Here is a 16,700-nt window from a genome sequence, read left to right as displayed (position 1 = left end):
CCGGCCGGACCCGGTGGGATCAGGTCTTCTTGACCAGCGGGCAGTCACCCTCGCCGATCGGGCGGAACGCCTCGTTCGCGGGGATGGTCGCCTTCAGGGTGTAGAAGTCGTAGGGCCCCTTGGATTCGGAGGGCTTCTTGACCTCGAACAGGAACATCGGATGGATCTGGCGTCCGTCCGCGCGGACCTCGCCCTTGCCGAACAGCTTGTCGTCGGTGGGCATCTTCTTCATTTCGGCGACCACGGCCGCGCCGTCCTTGGCGGACTTCAGCGCCGCGACCGACTTCAGGTAATGCGTCACGCCGGAATAGACGCCGGCCTGCACCATGGTCGGATACTTGCCGCCGTTCGCCGCCGAGAATTCCTTGGCGAAGGCGCGGTTGGCGTCCGTCATGTCCCAGTACCAGGCGGAGGTCAGGTTCAGCCCCTGCGCGGTCTTCAGGCCGATCGAATTGATGTCGGTCAGGAAGATCAGCAGCCCGGCGAGCTTCTGGCCGCTCGATGTGATGCCGTATTCCGAGGCCTGCTTGATCGAGTTGATCGTGTCGCCGCCGGCATTGGCGAGACCGATGATCTTGGCCTTGGAGCCCTGCGCCTGAAGCAGGAAGGACGAGAAGTCCGACGTGTTGAGCGGCACGCGGACCGTGCCGACCACTTTGCCGCCGTTCGCCTTCACCACTTCCGACGTGTCGCGTTCGAGCGCGTGGCCGAACGCATAGTCCGCGGTGAGGAAGAACCAGGTGTCGCCGCCATTCTTGGTCACCGCCTTGCCGGTACCGTTGGCGAGCGCCCAGGTGTCGTAGGTCCAATGGACCGTGTTGGGCGAGCAGGCCTTGCCGGTCAGATCCGAGGTCGCCGCGCCGGAATTGATGAACACCTTGTTCTTTTCGCGCGTCACGGTGTTCACCGCGAGGGCGACGCCGGAATTCGGCGTGTCGACGATCATGTCGACGCCCTCGACGTCATACCATTGACGGGCGACGGAGGTGCCGACATCGGCCTTGTTCTGATGGTCGGCGGCGATCACTTCGACCTGCAGGCCTTTCGCCGCAGCGCCGAAATCCTCGACGGCCTTCTTGGCGGCCCACACCGAGCCGGGTCCGGACAGGTCCGAATACAGGCTCGACATGTCGTTGAGCACGCCGATCTTCACCTTGACGGGCGATTGGGCGTTGGCGGCGGTGACAGCGAAGACGCTGGCTGCCGCCATGAGCATGGCTGCGAAACGCATGTGTTTCCTCCTGCCGGCGCGGCCGGCCGCGATGTCACGAAAGCCTCGGCTCAGACACCGAGGAGTGTTTCAAGACGCGCCGCGTTCTCCGCGATCTTGTCGTTCTCCACCATGTCCACCACGCGACCGTGCTCGACCACGTAATGGCGGTCGGCCACGGTGGAGGCGAAATGGAAGTTCTGCTCGACGAGCAGCACGGTGAAACCCTTGGTCTTCAGCGTCCGGATGATCGCCCCGATGTGCTGGACGATCACCGGGGCGAGGCCTTCGGTGGGTTCGTCGAGCAGCAGGAGTTTCGCCCCGGTTCGCAGAATGCGCGCGATCGCGAGCATCTGCTGCTCGCCGCCCGACAGCTTGGTGCCCTGGCTGTAGCGCCGCTCTTCCAGGCGCGGGAACAAAGCGTGGACCTCGTCGAGCGACAGGCCGCCCGGCTTCACCACCGGCGGCAGAAGGAGATTTTCCCGCACGTTGAGGCTGGCGAAAATGCCGCGCTCTTCGGGGCAATAGGCGATCCCGAGCCGCGCGATCTGGTTCGGTGCCAGCGCCACCGTCTCCTTGCCTTCATACCGGATCGAGCCGGCCCGCTTCTGCAGCAGGCCCATGATCGCCCGCATGGTGGTGGTCTTGCCGGCGCCGTTGCGCCCGAGCAGGGTGACCACTTCGCCGGCCTTCACCTCGAACGTCATGCCGTGCAGGACATGGCTTTCGCCATAATGGCCGTGCAGGTCGCTCACGCTGAGCAGCGCATCAGCCATGACCGTGCCCCGTTCCCATATAGGCCTCGATGACTTGCGGGTTCTTCGACACCTCGGCGTAGGGACCCTCCGTGAGGATCTCGCCGCGGGCCAGAACGGTGATCGTGTCGGAGAGGTTCGCGACCACCGAGAGATTATGCTCGACCATCAGGATGGTGCGGTTTTCCGAGACGCGCCGGATCAGGTCCGAGGTGCGGGCGATGTCCTCGCGCCCCATTCCGGAGGTCGGCTCGTCGAGCAGCAGCATTTCCGGATCGAGCGCCAAAGTGGTCGCGATCTCCAGTGCCCGCTTGCGGCCGTACGGCAGCTCGACCGCCAGGTTCTGCGCATAAGAGGACAGCCCGACCTCTTCGAGCAGCAGCATGGCCCGGTCGTTCAGCACGTCGAGCGACGTCTCGGAGGACCAGAAGTGGAACGACGTGCCGAGCGGGCGCTGCAGCGCCACCCGCACATTTTCCAGCACGCTCAGATGGCCGAACGTCGCGGAGATCTGGAACGAGCGCACCATGCCGAGCCGCGCCACGTCGGCGGGCTGCGCGCGGGTGATGTCCCGCCCGTTCAGCCGGATGGTGCCGCGCGTCGGCTCCAGGAATTTGGTTATCAGGTTGAAGCAGGTGGTCTTGCCGGCACCGTTCGGCCCGATCAGGGCGTGAATGGTGTGGCGCCGAATTCTCAGGTCGACGTCTTTGACCGCCGCGAAACCTTTGAATTCCTTGGTGAGACCACGCGCTTCAACGATGTAGGGCACGTCGGAGACGGTGTCCATGATCGCGCTTCAAACCCTCGCTGTTCGCCGAGGGGAGCTCGAACCGCCCCCGGCAATCCTCCGGACCGCATCTCATCCGATGAGCGATCATCGTTCGACGCTTTTTGATCTTGCCGGCACGGTATCACGGCAGCCGCGCCCGACGTCAATATGGTCGAAAGGCAAATTTGAACGCTTGATAGATTCCGTCCCCACCTGCCGCCTGCGAACGGCGGAAAATGCGCGCATCGGCGCCGGGTGACGCGGCGGCCGAGGCGCCGGCTGGCGGTATCGCCGCGCGCGACGCGAACGGGCCGGGTTGCACGTCGAACCCTACGCCCGTCGCAGGCCGCGATCACCGCCAAGTCCGGCTGGCAAGTCCGGCTGCCAGTCCGGCTGCGATCTCCGGCTGCCCGAGGCGCCGTTCAGCGGGCCTGGGCGTGGTATTCGATGTTCGGGCGCATGTCGGTGGCGGCGGCGATGCGATTGGACATGTTGAAAAAGGCAGTGACCGCCGCGACGTCCCAGATGTCGCGGTCCGACAGGCCGACGGCGCGCAGCTCGGCGCGGTCGGCCTCCTCGACCTCGTGCGGGCGTTCGGTCAGCTTGACCGCGAAGTCGAGGACGGCCCGCTGCCGCGGGTCGAGGCGGGCGGCGCGATAGTTCATGACCATCTGCTCGCCCAGGATCGGATCCCCCGACAGCTGGCGCACCGCGGCACCATGGGCGGTCAGGCAATAATAGCAGCGGTTCACGCTCGACACCGCCACCGCGATCATTTCCCGCTCCAGCTTGGAAAGGCCGGACGGGGCGAGCATCAAATCGTTGTACATGGTGGCGAAGGCGCCGAATTTGGCGAGGTCGAACCCGTAGGCTTGCAGCACATTGGGAACGAAACCGATCTTTTCCAGGCACTTGCCGAAATAGGCCTTGGTCGGCGGGTCGAGCTGGGCGGCCGGGAGGTCGAGCGCGATCACGGGCGCGTCGTCGCGTCGCGGCGGAGCTTCGGAGGACATTTCGGGGGGGCCGTGCGCGGCCTCTCTCAACCCCGCGGCGACGTCCGGGGGCGCCTTGCGGGCCGTCTTCTTTGGCTTGCCTGTCTTCTTTGCCGAAGTCATGGTGTGCCCTCGTTCGGATCTCGTCATCGTTTCAACGTGCCTGTGTGCGAAACCGCAGATGCAGACGGACGATAATGAGGCTCTTGCGCGCCGACGCGCTGGGCCGATAGGGGGGAAAGGCCATGAATGTTCACGGAGTGCAAGGCGGCGAGGCGGATTTCGATGCGCATGCGCGGATCGATGCGGCCCTCGATCTGCTGAAGGCCGGACCGGTGCCGGAGGCGTTCTCCCGTGCCTTGCTGACCGGCGCGGCGCCCGAGGACGTCGAGACCCTGTTTCCGGACGCGCTCGCGCGGCTGACCGAAGAGGCGTTCGCCCATCTGGCCGCCCGCCCGCCCGGCCGGCACGACGTGCGCGTCTACAATCCCGAATGGCCCGGCGCCCCTGCGATCACCGTGATCGAGGCGGCGAACGACGACATGGCCTTCCTGTTCGACTCGGTGGCCGGTGAACTGGCCGACCGCAATCTCGAACTGAAGCTCACCTCCCACCCGATCCTGGCGGTGAAGCGCGATGCGTCGGGCGCGATCGAATCGGTATCGGGCGACCTGCACGGCGCCGCGACCCGCGGCCTGCCGCATGAGAGCCTGATCCATCTCCACATTCAGCCGCTGGAGAGCGAGGAAGCGCGCGCGGCGCTGAAGCAGGCGCTCGACCGGACGCTCGACGACGTGCGCGCCGCCACCGGCGATTTCATCGCGATGCGCGATGCGGTCGACGGGCTCGCCAAGGCCTGGCCGGGCGCCGCTCTGCCTTATGCCGAGACCGACCGGGACGAGGCCGCCGACTTCATCTCCTGGCTCGTGGGCAACAATTTCATCTTTCTCGGCGTGCGGCGCTATCGGCGCGCCGGCGACGGCCTGCTGGAGGCCGAGACCGGTCTCGGCGTGCTGCGCGACCCCGCCGTGCGGGAATTTGCCGAGAGCACGCTGGCGGCCGACGGCGCTCCCGCCGTGCCGGGCGACAAGCCGCTCCTGATCGCCAAATCGAGCCTGTGGTCGCGCGTGCACCGCCGCGCCTATATGGATTTCGTCGGCCTGACGCTGCACGATGCCGACGGCGCCCCGGCTGGCGAACTGCGCATCATCGGCCTGTTCACATCCACGGCCTATACCCATTCGGTGCGCGAAATCCCCTATCTGCGCCTGAAGGCCGAAGCGGTCGCCGCGCGCGCCGGCTTCGAGCGGGAAAGCCATTCCGGCAAGGCGCTCTCGACGGTGCTCGAGACCTATCCGCGCGACGACTTGTTCCAGATCGACGTCGACACGCTCGCCACCTACGCCCTCGACATTCTCTCGCTTTACGACCGGCCGCGGGTGCGCGTCCTGCCGCGCCCCGATCTGTTCGGGCGGTTCGTGTCCGTGCTGGTCTATGTGCCGCGCGAGCGGTTCGACAGCGCGCTGCGCGAGCGCATCGGGCGCCGGCTCGCCGCGACGTTCGACGGCCGCGTCGCCTCTTTCACGCCGGCCTTCCTCGCCGACGTTCCGCTGACCCGCGTTCATTTCACCATCGGCCGCAGCGGCGGCCGGGTTCCGGCCGTCGACCGTCCGGAGCTGGAGCGGGCGGTGGCGGACGACGTGCTGTCCTGGAGCGACCGGCTGCGCGACGCGCTGCGGGCCGCGCATGGCGCCCATGACGCTTTGGTGCTGTTCGAGCGCTATGGCAGCGCGTTCGGCGCGGGCTATTCGGCGGCCTATGGGGTGCAGACGGCGGTGGCCGACATCGAGCGGCTGGAGCGGCTTTCGGCGGATCGGCCGATCGCGCTCGACTTCTATCGCCGCGAGGACGACCTCGCGACCCGCATCTCGCTGCGGCTGCTGTCCTACGGCCGGCCGCTGCCGCTCTCGGAGCGGGTGCCGATGCTGGAGAATATGGGCCTGAAGGCGATCAACGAGCGCACCTACCGGATCGCCCCGGACCGCGCCGAGACCAGCCTCGCCTGGATCCACGACATGACGCTCGAGCGCTGCACCGGCGGCACGATCGAAGTGTCCGGCGCGGCCGAGCGGATGGAGGATCTGCTGACGGCGGTGCTGCGCGGGGAGGCCGAGAATGACGGCTTCAACGCGCTCGTGCTCGATACCGGCCTCGCCTGGCGCGACGTCGCGCTGGCTCGCGCTCTCGCCCGCTATCTGCGCCAGGCCGGCATTCCCTACAGCCAGGATTATCTCTGGGCGACGCTGGTCGGCCATGCGGATGTCGCCGCCCACATCGTCCAATTGTTCCACATGCGCTTCGATCCCCGTCTCGATCCCGCAGCGCAGGCGCGTGCCGCGCGGGAGGAGCCGCTGCGCCGCGAGATCGAGGCCGCGCTCGCGGAGGTGTCGTCGCTCGACGAGGACACCATCCTGCGGCGCTTCGTGAACCTCGTCGACGCCGCGCTGCGCACCACCTTCTATCAAGTGGAGGCGGACGGACGGCCGAAGGGCGCGATCTCGATCAAGTATGAGAGCGCCAAGGTCGAGGGTCTGCCGCTGCCGCGTCCGCTCTACGAGGTGTTCGTCTATTCGCCGCGGGTCGAGGGCGTGCATCTGCGCTTCGGCCATGTCGCGCGCGGCGGCCTGCGCTGGTCGGACCGGCCGCAGGACTTCCGTACCGAGGTCCTCGGCCTCGTCAAGGCGCAGCAGGTGAAGAATGCGGTGATCGTGCCGGTCGGCGCGAAGGGCGGCTTCGTCCCCAAGCGCCTGCCGTCAGGCGGCAACCGCGAGGCCTTCATGGCCGAGGGCATCGCGGCCTATAAGCTCTTCGTCTCCAGCCTGCTCGACATCACCGACAATCTGAAGGCCGGACAGCTCGTCTATCCGCCGAACGTGGTCCGGATCGACGGCGACGATCCGTATCTGGTCGTGGCGGCGGACAAGGGCACCGCGACCTTCTCCGACACCGCGAACGGCATCTCGCAGGAGCACGGCTTCTGGCTCGACGACGCCTTCGCCTCCGGCGGCTCGGTCGGCTACGACCACAAGGCCATGGGCATCACCGCGCGCGGCGCCTGGGAGGCCGTGAAGCGGCATTTCCGCGAGATCGACATCGACATCCAGACCACGCCGATCCAGGTGGTCGGGGTGGGCGACATGTCGGGCGACGTGTTCGGCAATGGCATGCTGCTGTCGACCGTCCTGAAGCTGGTGGCGGCGTTCGACCATCGCCACATCTTCCTCGATCCCGATCCCGATCCGGCCGCGGCCTTCGCCGAGCGCCAGCGTCTGTTCGCTTTGCCGCGCTCCTCCTGGGCCGACTACGACGCCGCGCTCATCTCCAAGGGCGGCGGGGTATTCTCGCGCACCGCCAAGAGCATTCCGCTCTCCCCGGAAGTGCGCGCCGTGATCGGCCTCGAAAAGCTCGAGGCGACGCCGAACGAGGTGATGAACGCGATCCTGAAGGCCCAGGTGGACCTGCTCTGGTTCGGCGGCATCGGCACCTATGTGCGCGCCTCGACCGAGACCGACGCGCAGGCGGGCGACCGCGCCAATGACGCGATCCGCATTCCCGCCGGCGACCTTCGGGTGAAGGTGGTGGGCGAGGGGGCCAATCTCGGCATGACCCAGCGCGGCCGCATCGAGGCGGCGCGCCGCGGGGTGCGCCTCAACACCGACGCGATCGACAATTCGGCCGGCGTGAACACGTCGGACGTCGAGGTGAACATCAAGATCGCCCTGTCGATCCCGGTGGCGGAGGGCGTGCTCTCCGCGCCGGACCGGGCGGCGCTGCTCGGCACCATGACCGACGAGGTCGCGCATCTCGTCCTGCGCAACAATTATCTCCAGACCCTCGCGCTCTCGCTCGCCCAGCGCAGCGGCACCGAGGACATGGCCTTCCAGCAACGGCTGATGCAGATGCTGGAACTGCGCGGCGAACTGGACCGGGCGGTGGAATATCTGCCGAGCGACGCCGAGATCCAGGAGCGCCGCTCGCGCGGGGAAGCCCTGACCCGGCCGGAACTGGCGGTGCTGCTCGCTTATGCGAAGCTCTCGCTCTATGCCGAGATGCTGACCACGGACGTCCCGGACGACATTTATCTCGCCGACGAGCTGGTGCATTATTTCCCGCACGCGCTCCAGAGCCGCTTCCCCGATGCCATCCAGGCGCACCGGCTGCGGCGCGAGATCATCGCCACCGGTCTCGCCAATGCCGTCATCAACCAAGGCGGCCCGGCCACCATCGCCCGCATCGCCGACCAGTCCGGCGCCGACGCGGCGGCGATCGTGCGGGCCTTCGCGGCGGTGCGGGACAGTTTCGGCCTGCCGGCCCTCAATGCCGCGATCGATGCGCTGGACAGCAAAATTCCCGGCGACATGCAGTTGCGGCTCTATGCCGAGGTTCAGAATCTCAGCCTCGCGCGCACCATCTGGTTCCTGCGCAATGTCAGCCTCCAGTCCGGAATCGGGCCGGTCGTGGCGCGCTATCGCACCGACATCGAGGCGCTCGCCGAAGTGCTCGATGACAGCCTGCCGGAGAATTGGCGGGCCTGGCGCGACCGCAAGGCCGCCGAATTCACGGATGCCGGGGTGCCCGCACCGCTGGCGCTCAAGATCGCCGGGCTTCGGCCGCTCGCGGCGGGCACCGATATCGCTTTGCTGTCGCAGACCACCGGCCGGTCGGTTCCGGAGGCGGCGCGGACTTTCTTTGCCGCGGGCCTTTATTTCGGGGTGGACAGCGTGCTGTCCGCGGCGGGGTCGATCCTGGCGCCGGATTATTACGACCGGCTCGCCATGGACCGGGCGCTCGGCCAGATCGAGAGCTTCGTCCGGCAGGTGAGCGTCGAGATGCTGAATGGCCCGGCCAGCGGGACGGAGGCGGTGGAAGCCTGGGTCGCCGGCCGGCGCAAGGAAGTGGAGCGCACGCGCGCGACGGTGCAGGACATCGTCGCCTCCGGCCTCACGCTCTCCAAGCTGACGCTGGCGGCGAGCCTGCTTTCGGACATCGCGCGGGCGTGACCGACAGCGCCCGGCCCGGCGGTGCGCCGGGCCGGGCGCCCTTCAAAAAGCGCCCAGCGCCCGCGGCGCGTCGATTGGGTCTTCGGCTGCCTCCTCGGCCTCCCAGCTTCGATCCGGATCAGGCGCCGCGCCGAAAGCGGGCACGCGGCCGATCTCATAGCCGAGATCGGGCAAGCCGAACGCCCGCCACACTTCCATGAGCAGAGCCTCCTCGCGCTCGCTCCAGACCGCGGGCGCCACCGCAGCCTGGCGGGTGCTGGTCTTGCGCCCGATGGCCGAACTCGCGCGCCGCTGCGCCGGGCGGACCGGCATGCCGAGAAACCCGCCGATGCGCGCAAGTTCGGCCTCGGGTGCCGCGAGCAGATCCTCGTAGCGCAGATGCAGCACATCGTCCCGCTCGAGCCAGGCCGCGACATGGGCGCACCAATAGGCAATCTGGTTCACGCGCCGGTCCGGGTCGCGGGCGGACGGCGCGCGCAGATAGGATTGAAAACTGGTGCCCGGTTTCAGCCGGAAGGCGGGCTCGTGCCCCTTGAGATCGAAATAGAATTGCGAGCGCAGGACCGCGCGCGGGTCGCGCAGGATGTGGATGTGGCGCGCCCCGGAATAGCAGGCGGCCGCGGCGACCCAGTGCAGATAAGAGTGCCAACAGTCGCGCCCGCGGATCTTCTCGCCCCAGAAGCGCTCGTGTCCCTTGATCACCACGGGCGCGCGGACGAGCCGCGCGAAGAAGTCCTCTTCCAGATGAAACCAGTCCCGGTCGACGTCGAACCGGCTGCGCAGCGTATCGATGAGAAAATGCGTGCCCGAGCGGCGATGGGCATGCACCATGATGGCGGGGCGAAGGCCATGGGCGTCGCAGCCACCGACGGGCCCGAGAAAACAACGCTCCGCGCCGGATTCGGCGCGAGGGGCGCCGCGCGCCAAATAGCGCCAGCGCAGCACAGCCAGCGCCCGAGACGTCTTCCGAGACAAACTCACCATGGTCCCCGCCTCACACCCCCGAGCGCGCCCACAACCCAGCTTAGCCTCTCCCTTGGGCGGCGTTAAGATACCGCAACGGTAAGTGGCGGCGAATTCGCAGCGGTCTGCCCGCGGGCGCCGTGGGGCGGCCTTTCCAGGGCGCGGCGCGGGTGCGATGGTGGCCGCCGATGGTCACCGCCGATTCCCCCCGCGCCCCGCGCCGCGCCCTCGTCGCCTGGGTCCTGTTCGACCCGGCCTGCCAGCCTTTCTTCACCCTCGTCACGACCTTCATCTTCGCGCCCTATTTCGTGTCGGCGGTGGTGGGCGATCCGGCGCGGGGGCAGGCCTTGTGGGGCTATGCGACGGGGGCGGCCGGCCTCTTCATCGCACTTTGCTCGCCGCTTCTCGGCGCGGTGGCGGACGCCGCGGGCCAGCGCAAGCCCTGGATCGCCGGCTTCGGCGCCATGCTCGTCCTGGGATCGGCGCTGCTCTGGTTCGCGGCCCCGGGCGAAGAGAGCCGCATTCCGCTGATCCTCCTCGCCTTTGCCATCGCCACGATCGGCGCCGAGTTCGCCACGGTCTTCAACAATGCGATGATGCCGAGCCTGGTCCCGCCGAGCCATATGGGCCGGCTCTCGGGGGCCGGGTGGGGGTGCGGCTATGCCGGCGGGCTGATTTCGCTCGCCATCATGCTGGTGTTCTTCTCCACCAGCCCGGAGACCGGCCTCACGCTGCTCGGCACGCCCCCGGCGCTCGGGCTCGATGCGGCGGCGCGGGAGGGGGACCGGATCAGCGGCCCCTTCACGGCGCTTTGGTTCCTGCTGTTTGCCGCGCCGCTGTTTTTCTTCGTTCCGGACACGCCGGCCAAGCTCCCGCTGCGGGCGGCGATGCGGGTCGGTTTGAAAGAGGTGTCCGGTCTGTTCGGCCGCCTGCGGACGCGGCGCAACCTCGCCCGCTTCCTGATCGCCAACATGGTCTATGCCGACGGTTTGGTCGCCCTGTTCGCCTTCGGCGGCATCTATGCCGCCGGCACGTTCGGGTGGGGATCGCTGGAGATCGGTATTTTCGGCATCCTGCTCACCATTTTCGGGACGGTGGGCGCGCTGGTCGGCGGGCGTCTCGACGACGCGTTCGGTGCGCGGGCCGTCATTACCGGGTCGCTCGCGGTGCTGTTTCTCGCCAGCCTCGGCATTCTCGGCCTGGACCGCGACAGCCTCCTGTTCGGCCTGGTGCCGACGGCGCCCGCACAGGGGCTCTTCGCGACCCTTCCCGAAAAGATCTATCTCGGGCTCGGCATCTTCATCGGCAGCGTGGCGGGTCCGCTCCAGGCGGCCTCGCGCAGTTTGCTGGTGCGGCTCGCGCCGGCCGAGAGCATCGCGGAATATTTCGGCCTGTTCGCTCTGTCCGGCAAACTGACGTCGTTCGCCGCGCCGACGCTGGTCGCCATCGTCACCACACTCTCCGGCAGCCAGAAGGCCGGCGTCGCAGTTCTGCTCGTTTTCTTCGCGCTCGGCATAATGCTGATTTCCGGGGTGCGGGAGCCCGGAAAGGACGGGTGAGGTCACGATCGCGCGCCGTCCGCCGTTTTCGGCGGCGCTGGCGCGGATGCGCGGGTAGGATTGCGGCGCGACGGCGGGTTGGGGAGACCTCATATGCGGACGATGACCTTAATCGCGGTCTTGGCGGCGATCGCGGCCCCGGGCGCCGCTCTGGCCGATCCGACGCGCGAGACCGCGGCGCGGCCCGCGCCGGCCGCCAAGTCGGATCTGTCCGAGGCGGATATGTCGAAGGCGGGGGCCAAGGCGCCGGCCGCCGACGCGGCCGCGCCGTTCAATCCGCGCTGGGTGGCGCGCAAATGGACGATCACGGGCTTGACGGTCTGGACCTATAGGCCCGGCCATTTCCAGCGCAACTGACCCGGTTTCCGGCAGCGGGGTGCGGCCCCTGTTGCCATTCGGCCACAATGGGCGCCGGCGTGCGGCCGCCTTTCCCCGCCCACCTCTTCGCCATCATGCCGCCACCGGCCGTCAGCACAAAGTCCGCACATTCACCATTCGTAAACCATAGATGGCGCGAGTTCGGGACTGGAACGGGCAAGCGGGGAGGGCGGCGACCGGGCCTTCGGCTTCCGGAACGTTCGCTTAACGAAGCCCCTGCTAAAAGTCCTCTCCGGTTCGCGTCGAGAAGGGAGTGCCGGATGCTCAACTTTGATTCAGTGCGCGGCTTCCGGTTCGCCGCCCTGTTTGGGTTCGCGTTCTTGCTGGCGGCTTGCGCCGCCACGCCCGATCCCAATACGGCAGGGGCAGGCGCCGGTGGGCCGCCGGGGTCGCCCCAGGAATTCGTCGTTGCGGTGGGCGACCGCGTATTCTTCGATACCGACCAGACCGACCTCTCGCCGCAGGCCCAGGCGACGCTCGAACGGCAGGCGCAGTGGCTCCAGCAGTACAACCGCTACACCTTCACCATCGAAGGCCATGCGGACGAGCGGGGCACGCGCGAATACAACATCGCGCTCGGCGCCAGGCGCGCCCAGAACGTGCGGGACTATCTGGCGTCGCGGGGCATCGATCCGGCCCGCATGCGCACCATTTCCTACGGCAAAGAACGGCCGGTGGCGGTGTGCAACGACATTTCGTGCTGGTCGCAGAACCGCCGGGCGGTCACCGTCCTGAACACCGGCGGGGCCTGAATTCCGCCTTCGGCCCGCCGGCGCCGCACGGCGCCCGGCGGGCCGGCTTCTCCTACCCTGCGACGGGGCACGCGGCGGCGGCGGGTCACACTTTGGACGCGTTCCCTCCCCTAAGGTGCGTGCCGAGCCGGGCCGCTTCGGCGGGCCGGCAGCGCCCCTCCCCCCGGCCGAAGCGGATCATGCCCCGTCCGATCTTTTCCCTTCCGATCTCATTCCTGCCGGTCCCGCGGCTTGCGATGCGGCGCGGCCGCCTGATCGCCTGCCTGCTCGGCCTGCTTTTTGCCGGGCCGGCGCTGGCGCAGTCGAGCGGCAACATCTTCACCGATCTGTTCAAGCCGCCGGGCGCGGTGCCGCAGCAGCCGGATCCGGCCGCGGCCGCGTTGTCCGAAATGGTCCTGCGGATGGACCGGCTGGAAAATACGGTGCGCCAGCTCACCGGCCAGGTCGAGCAATTGCAGTTTCGCGTTCAGCAGCTCGAGGCGGGCGGCGGGCGCTCCGGCGCTCCGGCCGCTGGCACCATGCCGCCGCCGACCGCGAACCGTGCGCCGGTCTCCGTCCCGGCGAGCGCGCCGCTCGCCCCCCCGCCCGGCACCACCGCAGCGCCGAGCCGGCGCTCCGATTCCTTCGATCCCAACGCCGCCCCCGAGGCGCCCGGCGCGCCCCAGCCGCTCGGCTCGCCGACCAGCGGGGCCGCATCGATTGGCGCGCCGACCGACATCGCCCCGCCTGGCGGCGCGCGCGCGGGCAGTCAGGTGGCCGCCCTGCCGCCCGCCAACACGCCGCGGGACCTGTTCGACCTCGGCAACGGCTATATCCAGCGCCAGGATTACGGCGCGGCGGACCAGACCTTCCGGCAGTTTCTGCAGACCTATCCCAGCGACCGCCTGGTGCCGGAGGCGACCTATCTGCTCGGCGAGAGCCAGTTCATGCGGCAGAACTACAAGGACGCCGCCGAGAATTTTCTCCAGGTCTCGACCAAATTCCCCAATGCCCCCCGCGCCCCCGAGGCGCTGCTGCGTCTTGGCCAGTCGCTCGCGGCGCTGAACGAGCGCGAGGCCGCCTGCGCGACGCTCGGCGAAGTCGACCGCAAATATCCCCGCGCCAGTTCCTCGCTGCGCCAGGCGGTCGAGCGCGAGCAGAAGCGTGCGGGCTGCTGACGCACAGCTGCCCTTTGGGGGCGAGGAGCTGGACCGGCTCTTTCTGCCCTTCCAATGTCACGCGCGCGTTCTTCTCGCAGTCTCCGGCGGCCCGGATTCCACGGCCTTGCTGCTTCTCGCGCATGCCTGGCGCGCCGGCCGGGCGGCGGGGCCGGACTTGAGCGTCGCGACCGTCGACCATCGCCTGCGCCCCGAATCCGCTGCGGAGGCGCGATCTGTGGGCGCGGTGTGCCGCCGTTTGGGCCTGTCTCACGCGGTGCTGGACTGGATGGGCGAAAAGCCGCGCAGCGGCATCCCGGCGGCGGCGCGGGCGGCGCGGTACGGCCTCCTCGCGCGCCATGCCGCGTCGCGCGGCGCCACGGCGCTGGCCTTGGCCCATACCCGCGACGATCAGGCCGAGACGGTGCTGCTGCGCCTGGCACGGGGCTCCGGCCTCGCCGGCCTCGCGGCGATGCGCCCCGTGTCCCGCATGGGGGCGCTCGCTCTGGTGCGACCCTTCCTGGACATTCCCAAGGCCCGGCTGGTGGCGGAGGTCCGGCGCGCCGGGGTCGATTTCGCGGAGGATCCCGGCAATCGCGATCCGCGGTTCACGCGGCCGCGCCTGCGGGCGATTGCCGCGGCTCTGGCGGCGGAAGGGCTCGACGCCCCGCGGCTGGCGGCGTTCGCGCGCCGCGCCGCACGGGCCGACGCCGCCCTCGCCACCCTCGCCGAAGAGGCGGCCGCACGCTGCCGCGCGATGCGGCCCGACGGCACGCTCGCCTTCGACGGCGCCGGTTTTGCCGCGCTCCCGGAGGAGATTTCCCTGCGCGTGCTTCTAGATGCCGTTCGCGCCCAGGCGACCGAAGGCGAGCCTGAGCTGGGCAAGGCCGAACGCCTGCATGCCGGGCTGCTGGCGGCCCTCGGCCGGGGCGCGCGGTTCGGTCGAACCCTCGCGGGGGCGCAGATCACCCATGCCGCCGGCACGATCCGGGTGCGGCCGGCGCCGCCGCGCGAAAAATGCTCCGGCTCTCAAATTCGCCGTGATGTCGACACGCATCCTTGGCAAGCAACCACCCGGCACCTAGATTAGGCCACGGACGCAACGGGAGCGGCATCGCGCGAAACCCGCCGAGGACGGCGGAAATCGAACGAAGGCGCGGCCGATGTGGTCCCCGTGAGGGATCAATGAACGCCAATTTACGCAATTTCGCCCTCTGGGTGATCATCGTTCTGCTGCTTCTCGCGCTGTTCTCGCTCTTCCAGAGCCCGGGGCAGCGCACCAGCGCGAACGAAATCTCCTTCTCTCAGCTCCTGTCGGACGTCGACCAGGGGCGGGTGCGGGACGTGTTGATCGAGGGCCCCAACATTTCCGGCACCTTCACCGACGGCCGGCAGTTCCAGACCTATGCGCCCAACGATCCGTCGCTGGTGCAGCGTCTCTACGGCAAGGGCGTCGCGATCACCGCGCGCGCCCCGTCCGACAATGTGCCCTGGTTCGTGAGCCTCTTGGTTTCCTGGCTGCCCTTCATCGCCCTGATCGGCGTCTGGATCTTTCTCTCGCGGCAGATGCAGGGCGCGGGCGGCAAGGCGATGGGGTTCGGCAAGAGCCGCGCCAAGCTGCTCACCGAGGCCCATGGCCGCGTCACCTTCGAGGACGTGGCCGGCATCGACGAAGCCAAGAGCGATCTGACCGAGATCGTGGAATTCCTGCGCGATCCGCAGAAGTTCCAGCGGCTCGGCGGCCGGATCCCGCGCGGTGTGCTGCTGGTCGGCCCGCCCGGCACGGGTAAGACCCTGCTGGCGCGCGCCATCGCCGGCGAGGCCAACGTGCCCTTCTTCACGATCTCGGGCTCCGACTTCGTCGAGATGTTCGTGGGCGTCGGCGCGAGCCGGGTGCGCGACATGTTCGAGCAGGCGAAGAAGAATGCGCCCTGCATCATCTTCATCGACGAAATCGACGCGGTCGGCCGCCATCGCGGCGCCGGCCTCGGCGGCGGCAATGACGAGCGCGAACAGACCCTCAACCAATTGCTGGTCGAGATGGACGGCTTCGAGGCGAACGAGGGCATCATCCTCATCGCCGCGACCAACCGCCCGGACGTGCTCGATCCCGCTCTGCTGCGTCCCGGCCGGTTCGACCGGCAGGTGATCGTGCCGAATCCCGACGTGGTCGGCCGCGAGCAGATCCTGAAGGTCCATGCCCGCAAGATCCCGATCGCCCCGGACGTCAATCTGAAGGTGATCGCCCGCGGCACGCCCGGCTTCTCCGGTGCCGACCTCGCCAATCTCTGCAACGAGGCCGCGCTCATGGCCGCCCGGCGCAACAAGCGCATGGTCACCATGAGCGAGTTCGAGGACGCCAAGGACAAGGTCATGATGGGGGCGGAGCGCCGTTCCCTGGTCATGACCGAGGAAGAGAAGATGCTGACCGCCTATCACGAGGGCGGCCATGCCATCGTCGCCCTCAGCGTTCCGGCGACCGATCCGGTGCACAAGGCGACGATCATCCCGCGCGGCCGCGCGCTGGGCATGGTCATGCAGCTGCCCGAGCGGGACAAGCTCAGCATGTCCTACGAGCAGATGACGTCCCGCCTCGCCATCATGATGGGCGGGCGGGTCGCCGAGGAACTGGTGTTCGGCCATGACAAGGTGACCTCCGGCGCCGCCTCCGACATCGAGCAGGCCACGCGCCTGGCCCGGATGATGGTGACGCGCTGGGGCTTCTCGTCCGAGCTCGGCACGGTCGCCTATGGCGAGAACCAGGACGAGGTGTTCCTCGGCATGTCGGTGCAGCGCCACCAGAACGTGTCGGAATCGACCGCGCAGATGATCGACAAGGAGGTCCGCCGCCTGGTCGACGAGGGCTATGCCGAGGCCACCCGCATTCTCAACGAGAAGCGCGAGGAGCTCGAGGCCCTGGCCCGCGGTCTGCTGGAATACGAGACCCTGTCCGGTGACGAGATCGTCGACCTGCTCGGCGGCAAGCCGCCGGTGCGCGACACGGTGATCGAGCCGGCCAATCCGCGGGGCTCCGCGATCCCCACCGCCGGCAAGAACCGGCCGCGCCCCGGCGGTCCGGCCGGCAGCATCGAGCCTCAGCCCCAGGCGTGACGCGGCGCAGCACCC

Annotated in this window: 13 protein-coding genes; 8 read left to right on the top strand and 5 right to left on the bottom strand. The window is 68.6% G+C overall.

Annotation, left to right across the window (positions count from 1 at the left end):
• Positions 1-19 precede the first annotated feature (19 nt).
• Genes EDC64_RS13790 through EDC64_RS13780 form a run of 3 tightly spaced genes read right to left on the bottom strand, consistent with a single transcriptional unit; the run spans position 20 to position 2,752 of the window.
• The gene (locus EDC64_RS13790; RefSeq protein ID WP_132032266.1) at positions 20-1,231 is read right to left on the bottom strand and encodes an ABC transporter substrate-binding protein; all 1,212 of its coding nucleotides are present in this window, start codon (positions 1,229-1,231) and stop codon (positions 20-22) included.
• 50 nt (positions 1,232-1,281) lie between these two features.
• Positions 1,282-1,986: an ABC transporter ATP-binding protein gene (locus tag EDC64_RS13785; RefSeq protein ID WP_132032264.1), complete on the bottom strand. Its 705-nt coding sequence runs from the start codon at positions 1,984-1,986 to the stop codon at positions 1,282-1,284.
• The gene (locus tag EDC64_RS13780; protein WP_132032262.1) at positions 1,979-2,752 is read right to left on the bottom strand and encodes an ABC transporter ATP-binding protein; all 774 of its coding nucleotides are present in this window, start codon (positions 2,750-2,752) and stop codon (positions 1,979-1,981) included. Before EDC64_RS13780 ends, EDC64_RS13785 begins: the two co-directional genes overlap by 8 nt.
• Here EDC64_RS13780 and EDC64_RS23580 point away from each other — a divergent pair.
• Entirely contained in the window at positions 2,751-2,993 is a 243-nt protein-coding gene (locus EDC64_RS23580; RefSeq protein WP_165933770.1) for a hypothetical protein, read from the top strand. The two genes, EDC64_RS13780 and EDC64_RS23580, sit on opposite strands and share 2 nt — an antisense overlap.
• A 163-nt stretch (positions 2,994-3,156) precedes the next feature.
• On the opposite strand, the gene EDC64_RS13775 is transcribed toward EDC64_RS23580, so the two are convergent.
• Positions 3,157-3,747 (bottom strand): peroxidase-related enzyme, encoded by a 591-nt coding sequence (locus EDC64_RS13775; protein WP_132032428.1) that lies wholly within the window; start codon positions 3,745-3,747, stop codon positions 3,157-3,159.
• A gap of 224 nt (positions 3,748-3,971) precedes the next feature.
• Between EDC64_RS13775 and EDC64_RS13770 the strand changes: the two genes are divergently transcribed.
• The gene (locus EDC64_RS13770; protein WP_132032260.1) at positions 3,972-8,786 is read left to right on the top strand and encodes an NAD-glutamate dehydrogenase; all 4,815 of its coding nucleotides are present in this window, start codon (positions 3,972-3,974) and stop codon (positions 8,784-8,786) included.
• Between the two features lie 42 nt (positions 8,787-8,828).
• Here the strand turns inward: EDC64_RS13770 and EDC64_RS13765 are convergent, their stop codons facing one another.
• Entirely contained in the window at positions 8,829-9,617 is a 789-nt protein-coding gene (locus EDC64_RS13765) for a sulfotransferase (protein WP_165933769.1), read from the bottom strand.
• Between the two features lie 320 nt (positions 9,618-9,937).
• On the opposite strand from EDC64_RS13765, the gene EDC64_RS13760 reads away from it, so the two are divergent.
• The 6 genes from EDC64_RS13760 (at position 9,938) to ftsH (ending at position 16,685) form a co-directional block, all read left to right on the top strand.
• On the top strand, positions 9,938-11,308 hold the full coding sequence (locus EDC64_RS13760) for an MFS transporter (RefSeq protein WP_132032256.1): 1,371 nt from the start codon (positions 9,938-9,940) through the stop codon (positions 11,306-11,308).
• 93 nt (positions 11,309-11,401) lie between these two features.
• On the top strand, positions 11,402-11,665 hold the full coding sequence (locus tag EDC64_RS13755) for a hypothetical protein (protein ID WP_132032254.1): 264 nt from the start codon (positions 11,402-11,404) through the stop codon (positions 11,663-11,665).
• Between the two features lie 281 nt (positions 11,666-11,946).
• Positions 11,947-12,438: a peptidoglycan-associated lipoprotein Pal gene (pal, locus tag EDC64_RS13750; RefSeq protein ID WP_132032252.1), complete on the top strand. Its 492-nt coding sequence runs from the start codon at positions 11,947-11,949 to the stop codon at positions 12,436-12,438.
• A 179-nt stretch (positions 12,439-12,617) separates the two neighbouring features.
• Positions 12,618-13,595 carry a tol-pal system protein YbgF gene (gene ybgF / locus EDC64_RS13745; protein ID WP_245504700.1) on the top strand — a complete coding sequence of 326 codons (978 nt, stop codon included), beginning with the start codon at positions 12,618-12,620 and terminating at the stop codon, positions 13,593-13,595.
• Entirely contained in the window at positions 13,582-14,664 is a 1,083-nt protein-coding gene (tilS, locus tag EDC64_RS13740; RefSeq protein ID WP_132032250.1) for a tRNA lysidine(34) synthetase TilS, read from the top strand. Before ybgF ends, tilS begins: the two co-directional genes overlap by 14 nt.
• Positions 14,665-14,759: 95 nt before the next feature.
• Positions 14,760-16,685: an ATP-dependent zinc metalloprotease FtsH gene (gene ftsH, locus EDC64_RS13735; protein WP_132032248.1), complete on the top strand. Its 1,926-nt coding sequence runs from the start codon at positions 14,760-14,762 to the stop codon at positions 16,683-16,685.
• Positions 16,686-16,700 lie beyond the last annotated feature (15 nt).

The sequence above is a fragment of the Aquabacter spiritensis genome, from assembly GCF_004346185.1.
In the GTDB taxonomy this organism is placed as follows: Bacteria; Pseudomonadota; Alphaproteobacteria; order Rhizobiales; family Xanthobacteraceae; genus Aquabacter; species Aquabacter spiritensis.
This window is presented reverse-complemented; position numbering and strand designations above follow the sequence as displayed.